Source organism: Paraburkholderia sp. Tr-20389 (assembly GCF_017104565.1).
In the GTDB taxonomy this organism is placed as follows: domain Bacteria; phylum Pseudomonadota; class Gammaproteobacteria; order Burkholderiales; family Burkholderiaceae; genus Paraburkholderia.
Window position 1 is genome coordinate 263,948 of the sequence record NZ_JAAGPD010000008.1, and the last position, 11,066, is coordinate 275,013.

Here is an 11,066-nt window from a genome sequence, read left to right on the forward strand (position 1 = left end):
ATTCACTCTTGAGCGCCGGGAACAGGTGCGTTACCGGGGCAGCGGCTCGCTGGCGAATGCATTCAACTCGCGTACGAGGCTCGATGCCGCCAGCCGCACAAGTTCGCCGCCTTTTTCCGGCGACGCCTGAGCCGGGTCCGAACCCATGCGGCCGTCCGGGAAACGCGCCCGGAAATCCAGTGCCTCGCGAATCGGGCCCGACGGCGCGATCTTCGGCGAGTAATCGGCGGACTTGATGGCGTCCGGATAGGCCCACTGCGTGATCGCGATTTCAGACGGCGTCGCGTGCGAGCCGTGACCTTCGGGGAACTGCTTGCGCGCCAGTTCGCCGACGCCTTCCAGATCCCACCAGTTGCACAGCTTCATCGCAAAACCGGCGTGGCGTTTTGCGAAGCTCGCTTCGACATAGACCTCGGAAAACGCCGCCTCGATCGAGGCAATGTTGCCGCCATGTCCGTTCAGAAACAGGATCTGCTCGAAGCCGTGCGTCGCCAGCGAGCGGATCCAGTCGCCGATAGCGGCAATGAACGTGGACGGCCGCAGCGATATCGTGCCCGGAAAGCCGAGATGATGTTGCGCCATGCCGATGTTGAAAGTCGGCGCGACGAGAATATCCGCGGCCTTTTCCGCTTCGCGCGCGATGATCTCCGGACACAGCCAGTCCGTGCCCAGCAGGCCCGTCGGACCGTGCTGCTCGTTCGAGCCGATGGGCACGACGATCGCGCGGCTGCGCTTCAGGTATTGCTCGATCTCGGCCCAGGTCGATAGATGTAAAAGCATTGAAACTCCTGTTGTCTGCCTCGCGCGGCACGCAAGGTGGCGCGTCGGTCGTGGGGAAAGACGAAGCCCGCTGCCGCAGAGGCGGAATGCGGGCTCGATCCGGACAAGCGTACAGGCAAATCGGCACGGCGACCAACAGCAACAAGGTTCACGGCTCGTTGTCCGCAAGGCAACGGCATGCCTTGCATCTCATGCGTTGACTGTTGAGCGCTGCGCGTCAGTGCGTCCGATCGATTCCACACGGGAAAGATACGGCATCGGCACGATGCCCGCCCGCGCAGACTCCCACAACTGCGCGGACTTCGGACCTGCTATTCTCTGCGGACACGCGGCGCAGCCCCTTGCGCTGCGCCTTCGCAGCGTGTGCATTTGCTGCACGTCATGCGGACGACCTCCGCCGATCACGGACACGCCATGCAGCGTCAATTCGAAGACCTACTCCTTGGCAGCATCGAACTGTTCTGCCTCGCGGCCGAACTGGAAAGCTTCACGATGGCAGCAGCGGCTGCGAGCGTGACGCCCGCGGCCGTGAGCCGTTCGGTTGCGCGTCTGGAGGAACGGCTCGGCGTCAGGCTCTTCGTGCGCACCACGCGGCAAATCAGGCTCACCGACGCAGGACGCCGCTACTTCGAGCAATGCCGTCTGGCGCTCAACCAGCTCGCCGATGCGGAACGCGAAGCGACGGGCCAGCAGAGCACGCCGTCGGGTGTGTTGCGCATCAGCATGCCGACGCCGTACAGCCACTATCGCGTGCTGCCGCTGCTCGCGGAATTTCGCGCACTGTATCCCGACGTCACGGTCGAAACGCACCTCAGCAATCGCAACATCGATTTCGCCGACGAAGGCTTCGACCTCGCCATTCGAGGCCGCGCGCCCGACGACTCCGCCCTCATCGCCCGCAAGCTCGAAGACGCCGAACTGGTGGTGGTCGCTTCGCCCGCGTATTTGAAGTCAGCGGGCAAGCTGGACACACCCGACGACCTGATCCACCACGAATGCATCCAGTTCGCGCTGCCGAGCACGGGCCGCAACATCCCGTGGATCTTCAGGCACGAGGGCGAAGAGATCGACATGATGACGCGCGGCGGATACGGCACGTCCGGCGATGTCCTCGCAGGCGCGACGCTCGCGCGCCACGACGCAGGGCTGTTCCAGACCTATCGCTTCGTCGTCGACAAAGACCTGAAGGACGGCACGCTGCGCGAAGTGCTTCAGCCGTACGGCGGACGCACGCGGCCCTTCGTGCTGCTTTATCCGCATGCGCGGCATCTGTCGTCGCGCGTGCGCTGCTTCGTCGACTTTCTGGTGGAGAAGCTGAGAGCGTGAAACGCCCGGTGCCATCACGCTGAATCTCGCCGTCCGCCCTTTCCCTCTAGTCCCGACCTATGCTGCCGAACGTCGATTCGATCGTTGCCCGTCTGCGCCTCAAGCAACTGCGCCTGCTGATCGCGCTCGACGAGCACGGCTCGCTGCACCGTGCCGCCGATCAGATGGCGCTGACACAGCCCGGCGCCACCAAGGCGCTGCGCGAGATCGAAGCGACCTTCGGCGCGACGCTCTTCATGCGTTCGCCACAGGGCATCCAGCCAAACGAGCTGGGACGCTGCGTGATCCGCTATGCGCGGCTGATTCATATGGACGTCGCGCATCTGCGCGAAGAAATGGAAGGCATTCTGCAAGGCTCGGGCGGACGGCTCGCGGTCGGTGCGATCACGGGTGCCGTGTCGGGCGTACTGGTGGACGCATTGACGCGCCTGCGCGAACGGCAGCCCACATTGACCGTCGAAGTCGTCGAAGACACCAGCGCGCGGCTGCTGGCACTGCTCGATCAGGGCCGCCTCGATCTCGCCATCTGCCGCACGACCGTCGCGCAGCAGCCCGATCACTACGACTATGTCGAACTGAGCGACGAACCGCTCGCGATCGTCGCGAGTCCGCTGCATCGACTGGCGAAAGCGCGCAAAGTGAAGCTCACCGATCTCGCATCGAGCCGCTGGATCGTGTATCCGAGCATCATGCCGCTGCGCGGCCTGTTCGAACGCGAGTTCAAGGAAGCGGGGCTTTCCGTGCCGCCGCATCCCATCGAAACGGCATCGACGATGACCACCGTGCTGATGCTGCAGCGCGACCCGACGCTCGTTTCGCTGATGCCGCGCGACATGGCCGCGCTGCTTGCCGATCACGGCCTCGCGCGGCCGCTTGCAATCGACGTGCGTTCCCGCACCGAGCCTTACGGCATCGTGACGCGGCGCGGCTCCGCGCTGTCGGCCGCCGCGCAGCTGATGATCGACGAACTGACCTGACGCTCTCCGGCGGCCCGGCTTGCGTTGCCGTCATTGCGTGACTAATATCGATTCATAGCGGCGAACTGCGCGCATCGTGCGCGAACGGCACGCCGAGATCGGAACGGCTGCCCGTCGCACATGAAGCCTTACGTCGTCCTGCTTGCAGCATGGCTGGCCGCGTTCAGCGCAGCCGGCATCTATTCGGCTCACGCGGACAGCCCGGTGATCGTCGCGCTCGCCAATCCCTCTTCCGATTTCGACTCGCCGTCCATCCAACCGGATCATCACGACCGGCACAGGCCGTCTACGCCGTCGCCTGCCATCATTCACGGTCCGTCGTATCTCTCCGCGTTGCGCGAGTACGATGTGCGCTCGCTGACACACCGCTTTTCATACGGCTCGCCGTCAGGGTTCACGCTCAACAACCACGGAGAGTGAGCCACAACGATCAGTGCACGACGGGCGTGCGGCCCTCGATCTGCTGCAGGGAAACGCCGACCACATGCTCGCGCCAGACGCCGCACTTCGCGACCACGGGAATCCACGACTGCCGGCCACGCACATGAGCAAAGGCGCGCATCGATACCGTCGACTCGACCTGCTGCGATCCGTTGTTGCCCGCAAACAGGCCGGTCCCTTCATCGACGTTCGCCTTCAGCACGCGGCGGTCCGGCGCGAGAAACATGTCATAACGTGACGTAGTGCGGATCCAGCGGTCGATCTCCGCGATGCAGTTGATGACGGAAGGACGCACGTGGAGGCGCGCGAGATAGGCGTAATCGTCGGGCACGTCGGCCTCGGTTTGCGAAAACGCGCTTGTGCAGAACCAGATGAGACTAAAGATGCCCAATAGGGCAGTGATGCTTTTCATTGCGAAGTGGCGCCTGGAAGTGCAGATGTATTGCAAACGTTCAAGGCGCGGAAGTATACCCGCTTCGCCGGGCTTTCATCGTTTGCGTCGTCCGCGTGCTTCACCGCGTGGCCGTTCGCGTGACTTCAATCCTGCATAACGGATCGCAAATTGAACCTCTCTCAAGTCGCTGTGATCGCGCTGGCCTGCGTGACGCTCGTCGCCTGCTCACCCAAGGACAGTCTCTTTTCGCTGGCGCCGAACTACACGGTGCAAACAGTGCAGTCGGTAACGGATGTCGCCGGGTGTATCGCCGAGCGCTGGCGAACCAGCGCGCGTCACTTGCGCGAAGTGCATACGAACGATGCGGTCAGAGTCGAGGCGCAATCGCTGTTTCATGGCGTGGCGATCGGCGTACGGCTCAGGACCCGCGACGGCGACACGCTGGTCGAGTATTTCCAGCGCCGCGTCGCCGATCCGATCTATCGCGCGATGGTCAAGGAGTGCACGCGCTCATGAGCGCGCGTGGTTGATGCGTCGAGCGGAGATCAGAACTCGACGAGCGCGAAGTCTTCCTTGCCGACGTCGCACAGCGGACAGCGCCAGTCTTCCGGCACGTCGGCCCAGCGCGTGCCGGGCGCAATGCCCTCTTCCGGCAAACCGGCAGCTTCGTCGTAGATCCAGCCGCAGATCACGCAGACCCACTGTTTGAACTCGTCCGCTGATGCCTGCGTGTGTGACGTGCCATTCGAGCCGGCCGTTTCCGCCACGGCTACGTTCTTGTCCTGATCGACGGAAACGACGAACGGTGCGGGCCGTTCAGCGGCAGACCTGTCGAGATAGCGTTGCAGCGCCTGATGCAGTTCGACGGCTTCGTTGTGGTTCAGGTCGATCCAGAACGGATCGCCGGCGCCATCATTGAGGCGATCGGGCGAAAACTGGAGTTCTACGGCAGTGGCTTTCTTGTACATGTGAAGTGACATTGAGCGAACGCATGCTGCTGCCGTTCGCTGCGCAGTCGAACTGAAGTCCGTTGCGCTCAGAAAAAGTGACGCAGCAGCGCGCTGCACAGCGCGGCGGCAATACCGATCAGACCGAGGGTTTCGAGAAGCGTCAGCGAACGGCGAGTGTTGGCACGATTGGGTGTCGACATGGGGCTTGAACAGAATGAATGACGGGGGGACCGTGGGATTGCGTCCGGTCCACAAAAAACGCGAGCCCGGATTTTAAACGCTCATTCGTTCGGTAGCTTTCTTTTCGCTGTCGGCTTGCGCGGATCGGGATGCTGCATGCGGAAAAATTGACTTGCGTTTCGAGCGTCGATTATCGCTCGCGAGAAGGCCGCGATTAACTCCGTCTGGTTGATAGAGTCTTTCGGGCTGGGGATTGCCGATTGTTCGCCGTTCGTTCCTGTCGACACTCAGCCGTGCGCTCGCCATTCACGAACGCACAGCGCTGCGACAATTCACCACAGAAAAACCGCACTATCGATCGACAGGCGCGCAGTTGCCACGGCTTTGACAATTACTTTGCCGCTTCGCTTCTTTCGTATCGCCGCCCGTTTCACGCACGCGGTCGTCGGCCCGATAGTATTCGGCGTTCTGATCGGCCTTCGCAAACGAGGCCACGGGCGCGGCCAGGCCGGAAAAGCCCACGACAGCAAGAACAAACGCAAGGGTCTTCATTGTTCACCTCCTTGTTTGATCGTTGCGACGGCAATCGACGGCGATCCACGCACGATCGTTTGCAAACGTTCAGGTCGGGTGTGAACCGAATGGTCAGCCGTATGCGTCCGACCGTGACTGACCAAGCGGAACACTTAAAAAGCATAGTCGCTGGCTTGCGGAGGTGTTAGTCAGGCAGAAAGGCCGGGCGCGCATCACAATGATTTGGCCTTGCCAGTCGGCGTCAGGACTTGCAGCAGGCCGTCCGTGTCCTTCACGATCAGCGCCATCACGAGTTCGATGCCCGGCGCAAGCGCCGCGTGCGCGCCGTCCACGCGTTCGTTGATCCGCTTGAGCAAGGGATCGAGCGCCGCGCGGGCTCCCCGCGCCTTGTTTCCGTTGACGGGTATTTGATTCACTGCATCGGCGAGCAAGGACAACGTGCGCGGCAACGCCTGCCACACCTGATCGACATGCGGCTTGCCGCCGTCCGCGCATGTGTGCGCGAGCGCCTGGCCGAACACCAGCACGTCGCGGTGCAGGCGGCTCAGAAACGGCGGCACCTTGTCGATCGCATCGGAACTGTCGCGCAGGATCGGCACGAACACATGCTCGCGTCCCGCCTCTTGCAGCGCTTCGGCCAGCGCCGTCTGCGCGGTAAGGCTGTTTTGCTCGAGAAGTGCCAGCGCCGTGTCGTCTCGCGAGAAAGCGAGCTTGTGCTCGATCATCTGCGCGAGCGCTTCCAGGCAGTCGTGCGCGTTCCGGTGCGCGCTCTTCAACGCGCGATTCGGCCACATCACCGTCGCGATGAACGCGGCCGACGCGCCGATCAGAATCTCGGCCACGCGATGCAAGGGCCGCACGAACGCCGAACCGGCGTCGCCAGGTACGAGCAGCACGATCACGAGCGTCACGCAAGCGAGGCGCAACCCCGGCCGCGCAGCGGCGAGCGCCGCGAGCGGCAGCAGCGCGACGGAGAACACGGGCAGCGGATCGAAGCCGTGATCCATCACGACGAGGCCGATCCCGCCCACGATCCCGCCGATGCACGCGCCGATGATCTGATCGCGCGCGGTCGTGATCGCCTGCGTGAGACTCGGCTGCGTGACGACGATCATCGTCGTGATCAATGCCCAATAGCCTTCGGGCAAGGTCGCCAGTTTCGCGGCGCCGTAGCTGAGCACACAGCCCGTCAGCGTGCGCGCGAAGCGTCGCGCTTCGGGCGCGCGCAACAGGTTGATGAGCCAGTCTCGATCTTGTCCAGTCATTCAGGTATTTCCATCAAAACGCATGAATTGCCTTCATTGGGGAACATGCCCTGCTCCCGCGACTCCCTGTATTTGAAAGCCTTCACCCAGGAGCATCATGCCGATGCAGCAAGTCCATGCCCGCCGCATTCTTTCGATCGCGCTCTGCGCCGCCGCGCTGCTCGCAACGAATACGCAGAGCGCCATCGCACAAGCGCTGCCAGCCGATGCTCCGGCCGCCGCGGCATCGAGCAGTGTGTCGCCCGTCGTGCCCGTGCCGCCTTCCGATCTGTATGGCGCCTTGTATCGCGATGTCGAACTCGCGCATCTGTATCCGGACAGCAAGACCTTCGCCGATATGGCGCCCAACGCGCCGCCGCAACAAATCGTCGCCGATTATGCCAGGCAGAAAGGCGATGCGCAGTTCGACCTGAAAGGGTTCGTCGAGCAGCACTTCACGCTGCCCGCGCGCGAGACGAAAGACTACGTGTCCGATCCGAACCAGAGCGTGACAGCGCACATCGACACGCTCTGGTCCGTGCTCAGGCGCGATCCCGATGCGAGCGCGAGCCCGTGGTCGTCGCTGCTGCCGCTGCCGTATCCGTACATCGTGCCCGGCGACCGCTTCGACGAAATCTACTACTGGGACTCGTACTTCATCATGCTCGGCCTTCGGCAAAGCGGACGCGAAGACCTGCTGAAGAACGAACTGGATAACTTCGCGACGTTGATCGACCGGTATGGTCATATTCCCAACGGCAACCGCACGTATTACCTGAGCCGCTCGCAGCCGCCGTTCTTCGCGCAGATGGTGCGGCTCGCCGCCGATCGCGAAGGCGATCAGGTTTATCTGCACTATCTGCCCGCGCTGCGCAAAGAATACGCGTACTGGATGGACGGTCACGACAAGGTCGCGCCGGGCGGCGCCTTCCGGCATCTGGTGCGCCTGCCCGACGGCACGCTCCTGAACCGCTATTGGGACGAGCGCGACACGCCGCGCGACGAATCGTATCGGGAAGACGTCGCCACCGCCCAGGCGACACCGCAGCGTCATGCCGACGATCTGTGGCGCAATCTGCGCGCAGGCGGTGAAACGGGCTGGGACTTCAGCTCGCGCTGGTTTGCGGACGGCAAGACGCTCGCGACGATCGAAGTCACGTCGATGATTCCCGTCGATCTGAACAGCCTGCTCGTCGATCTCGAACGCACGCTGGCAAAGGCGTATCGCGTGCAGGGCGACGCGACGCACACGGAAAACCTCGAACAGCGCGCCAACGCGCGCGCCGATGCGATCCGCCGCGTGCTGTGGGATCCGCAACTCAACGCGTTCGGCGATTACGACTTCGTCCGGCATCAGCTCACGCACCGGCTCAGTGCAGCGACCGTGTATCCGCTGTACGCGGGCGTCGCGACGAAAGCGCAGGCAACCGCCGTTGCCGCGACGATTCGCGCGCGGCTGCTGCGTCCCGGCGGACTCGCGACCACGACGGCGCAGACGGGCCAGCAGTGGGACGAGCCGAACGGCTGGGCGCCGCTGCAATATCTCGCCGTGACGGGTTTGCGGCGGTACGGTCACGCGGATCTCGCGCAGCAGATCGCGATGCGCTGGATCGGCACGAACGTCGCGTACTACCAGCACACGGGCAAGCTGGTCGAAAAGTACGACGTCGACGCGAAGGCGGGTTCGACGGCAGCGGGCGGCGGCGAGTATCCGTTGCAGGATGGTTTCGGCTGGACCAACGGCGTGCTGCGTACGCTGATGGCGATGTATCCCGGCGCGGCCGGTTCGTCGACGCGTCCCGCCGATGTGCCTTCGGGCGCCGCGGGCGTATCGGAAGCCGCATCGGCGGCGGCCGCTGCGCCGAAGACGACGCATCGTCTGCAAGCGACGCCTGCGCCTGCATCTGCACCTTGAAGCATTGAAGTACTGAAGGGAGCACGGACTACACGCCGCCTAACTGCTTGTTACGAAACTCGCACACATGTTGCACCTTCGGCATGGGGCACCGCGTAGACTGCGCTCACAGTCACCGGCGAGATTCGATGCAACACGCTATTGAAATCGGCAGCGCCGGCGCAACATCGGTTCGACCAAAACAATCGGATAACAGCATGACAGCTTTCGGGAAAGCCACACTCGCCGCCGCAGCGCTCATTCTTGCCGTCAGCGGGACGGCGCATGCGGCAGGCTGCATCAAGGGCGCCGTGGTCGGCGGCGTCGCGGGCCACTATGCGGGCCATCACGCCGTTGTCGGCGCAGTAGGCGGTTGCATCGTCGGACGTCATCTTGCGAAAAAGCACGCTGAAGAACAGGCCGCTCAACGTCAGGCGATCCACGCGCAGTACCAGTAATACAGGCAAGCCGCACGCAGCGATTCAAACGGCGCTCGCGATTTAAGTCTGTCTTAATTGTCGCGGCTCATTATCCGTTCGCAGGCTTGTCATTGATCCCCTGTCGTGCCGCCAGAGCATCGGCGGCACCTTTTTCCGCGCGACAACAAGCCGATTCGTCCGCGCCGGAAACGAAGAAAAGAGGTACATCACCATGTCGCAGAAGTCGAAGAACCGTAAGCAGACCCGCCCCTCTCCCGCCATGTCGCCGCTGCTGCGCGCGCTGACGTTCAGCCGTGCGGCGCACGAGCCGATCACGAGGGCCATGCTGCTGCAGGCATACGCGAGTCTCGACGCGTTCCGGCGCGGCCAGGGTTCGCGCGAACTGTTCACGACGCTCGGCCGGCAACTGCTGGTGGCCGAAGAACTCAGCCGCATCGGTCACGTGCCCGATGCAATCGACGATATCGCGGAAGCGCAGATCGCGATGACCGACATCGACGCAAACGAAAAGACGAGCGGCAAGTGGACCGTCGACGGCGACAACTACGCGTGGCTGACCATCGCGCTCGATGCGTTCGAGCGCCAGCTTGTCGATGCATCGCTGGAAGACATCGCGAAGGCCGAAGCCCGGATGATCGAAGGGTTGATGCGCACCGAGCAGCAACTGGCGCACGCAGTCGCCGCCTGAGCGCGGCGCGTGGCGCACCGCACCCGCCTCGGTGCGTGAAACGAGGCGCCTGAATCAGAGCTTGTGCATTTCCGCCTGCATCCAGTCGTGCACCTGATGGCTGAGTTCCTGCGGCGAGCGCTCGACGGGCGACAGCGTGGGGCCGACCACTACGCGGATATGCCCCGCCCCCGTCGGCCATCCTTTTGCGGGCCACACCTTGCCCGCATTGTGCACGACGGGCACGATCAGCGAGCCCGTCGCGCAGGCTAGACGCACGCCGCCCGAGGTGAGCTTGACGGGCGCGTCATGCGCCACCCGCGTGCCTTCCGGAAAGATCACAACCATATCGCCCTTTGCGAGCCGCTCGGCCGCTTCGCGCGTCACGGCGACGTGCGCCTGGCGCGGCGAGCCGCGATCCAGGCTGACCATGTCGAGCCCCTTCAGCACCCAGCCGAAGAACGGGATGCTCAACAGATCCTGCTTGAACACGAAACTGATCCGGCGCGGAAAGAGCGCGAGGAAGGCGAGCGTTTCCCACGTCGACTCGTGGCGGCACAGAATGATCGACGGTTCGTGCGGCAGATGTTCGAGGCCCTCGATCGTGCAACGGATGCCGAACGCCGCATGCATCACGGCGACGAGCGCCCGGCACCAGAGCGCCGCGAGCCGGTAGCGCGCCGACCGGCTGATGAACGGATACAGCAGCAGCATCACCGTGGACCAGAGCGTCCCGCTGCCCAGCAGATACACGATGAAAAGCCATTTGACGAGAACTGCGCGCATGGTGTGAGGCATCGACGGAAGGTGAGAAGGCACAAGCCAAACCCAGATACTACCGGCGATGAAAAAAACGCATCTTATAACTCCGCAGCGAGACCCGATCCTTGCGCGGCGCGCCACAAAAGAAAACGCCGGCCAAGGCCGTAATGCCGTTCAGTTAAGCGACTGAACGGCATTTTGTTTTTGGCGCAAACCGGTTGTAAACGGGACGCGGCGATGTTAACTTTCATCGCCATGCTGGTCGATGATCTGCGCCTGCTTGTTGAATCACAGCCGCCGCTCGAATGGGACCGGCTGGGCCAGCATCTGCCGTACGAATGGATCGAGTGTGCAGTGCAGGCCAGTGGCAGTGCCAGCGTGCGTCGGCGTCGGCTGCCTGCGCAGCAGGTCGTATGGCTGGTGATTGCGCTGGCGTTGTACCGGCACCAGTCGATCAGCGAAGTCGTCGATGAACTG

14 protein-coding genes are annotated in these 11,066 nt (G+C 63.4%); 8 read left to right on the forward strand and 6 right to left on the reverse strand.

What is annotated here, in order from left to right; all coding sequences use genetic code 11:
* Nucleotides 1-30 precede the first annotated feature (30 nt).
* Nucleotides 31-780 carry a creatininase family protein gene (locus tag G3N95_RS12615; protein WP_205970314.1) on the reverse strand — a complete coding sequence of 250 codons (750 nt, stop codon included), beginning with the start codon at nt 778-780 and terminating at the stop codon, nt 31-33.
* A gap of 414 nt (nt 781-1,194) precedes the next feature.
* Here G3N95_RS12615 and G3N95_RS12620 point away from each other — a divergent pair, with 414 nt between their 5' ends.
* The 3 genes from G3N95_RS12620 (at nt 1,195) to G3N95_RS12630 (ending at nt 3,503) form a co-directional block, all read left to right on the forward strand.
* On the forward strand, nt 1,195-2,106 hold the full coding sequence (locus G3N95_RS12620; RefSeq protein ID WP_205970315.1) for a LysR family transcriptional regulator: 912 nt from the start codon (nt 1,195-1,197) through the stop codon (nt 2,104-2,106).
* 59 nt (nt 2,107-2,165) lie between these two features.
* The gene (locus tag G3N95_RS12625) at nt 2,166-3,083 is read left to right on the forward strand and encodes a LysR family transcriptional regulator (protein WP_205970316.1); all 918 of its coding nucleotides are present in this window, start codon (nt 2,166-2,168) and stop codon (nt 3,081-3,083) included.
* 120 nt (nt 3,084-3,203) lie between these two features.
* Nucleotides 3,204-3,503, forward strand: coding sequence for a hypothetical protein (locus G3N95_RS12630; RefSeq protein WP_205970317.1), 300 nt, complete (start codon nt 3,204-3,206; stop codon nt 3,501-3,503).
* Nucleotides 3,504-3,513: 10 nt separating this feature from the next.
* Here G3N95_RS12630 and G3N95_RS12635 read toward each other — a convergent pair whose 3' ends face one another.
* Nucleotides 3,514-3,936: a hypothetical protein gene (locus tag G3N95_RS12635; protein ID WP_205970318.1), complete on the reverse strand. Its 423-nt coding sequence runs from the start codon at nt 3,934-3,936 to the stop codon at nt 3,514-3,516.
* Nucleotides 3,937-4,086: 150 nt separating this feature from the next.
* Between G3N95_RS12635 and G3N95_RS12640 the strand changes: the two genes are divergently transcribed.
* The gene (locus G3N95_RS12640) at nt 4,087-4,434 is read left to right on the forward strand and encodes a hypothetical protein (RefSeq protein WP_205970319.1); all 348 of its coding nucleotides are present in this window, start codon (nt 4,087-4,089) and stop codon (nt 4,432-4,434) included.
* A 29-nt stretch (nt 4,435-4,463) separates the two neighbouring features.
* Here G3N95_RS12640 and G3N95_RS40550 read toward each other — a convergent pair whose 3' ends face one another.
* From G3N95_RS40550 to G3N95_RS12655, 3 genes are all read right to left on the reverse strand, one after another.
* Complete coding sequence (locus G3N95_RS40550) at nt 4,464-4,886, reverse strand: rubredoxin (RefSeq protein WP_241018457.1); 423 nt, start codon at nt 4,884-4,886, stop codon at nt 4,464-4,466.
* A 513-nt stretch (nt 4,887-5,399) separates the two neighbouring features.
* Complete coding sequence (locus tag G3N95_RS12650) at nt 5,400-5,600, reverse strand: hypothetical protein (RefSeq protein WP_205970320.1); 201 nt, start codon at nt 5,598-5,600, stop codon at nt 5,400-5,402.
* 194 nt (nt 5,601-5,794) lie between these two features.
* The gene (locus G3N95_RS12655) at nt 5,795-6,847 is read right to left on the reverse strand and encodes an FUSC family protein (RefSeq protein ID WP_205970321.1); all 1,053 of its coding nucleotides are present in this window, start codon (nt 6,845-6,847) and stop codon (nt 5,795-5,797) included.
* 97 nt (nt 6,848-6,944) lie between these two features.
* Between G3N95_RS12655 and treF the strand changes: the two genes are divergently transcribed.
* The 3 genes from treF (at nt 6,945) to G3N95_RS12670 (ending at nt 9,848) form a co-directional block, all read left to right on the forward strand.
* On the forward strand, nt 6,945-8,741 hold the full coding sequence (gene treF, locus G3N95_RS12660) for an alpha,alpha-trehalase TreF (protein ID WP_205970322.1): 1,797 nt from the start codon (nt 6,945-6,947) through the stop codon (nt 8,739-8,741).
* Between the two features lie 197 nt (nt 8,742-8,938).
* A complete protein-coding gene (locus G3N95_RS12665; RefSeq protein ID WP_205970323.1) occupies nt 8,939-9,178 on the forward strand; it encodes a hypothetical protein in 240 nt (79 codons plus the stop codon).
* A 193-nt stretch (nt 9,179-9,371) separates the two neighbouring features.
* Nucleotides 9,372-9,848, forward strand: a complete 477-nt coding sequence (locus G3N95_RS12670) for a hypothetical protein (RefSeq protein WP_205970324.1) — start codon at nt 9,372-9,374, stop codon at nt 9,846-9,848.
* 54 nt (nt 9,849-9,902) lie between these two features.
* On the opposite strand, the gene G3N95_RS12675 is transcribed toward G3N95_RS12670, so the two are convergent.
* The gene (locus G3N95_RS12675) at nt 9,903-10,613 is read right to left on the reverse strand and encodes a lysophospholipid acyltransferase family protein (RefSeq protein ID WP_205970325.1); all 711 of its coding nucleotides are present in this window, start codon (nt 10,611-10,613) and stop codon (nt 9,903-9,905) included.
* A 213-nt stretch (nt 10,614-10,826) separates the two neighbouring features.
* On the opposite strand from G3N95_RS12675, the gene G3N95_RS12680 reads away from it, so the two are divergent.
* Nucleotides 10,827-11,066 (forward strand): transposase domain-containing protein (locus G3N95_RS12680; protein WP_205970326.1); only part of this gene is annotated, 240 nt, incomplete at its 3' end.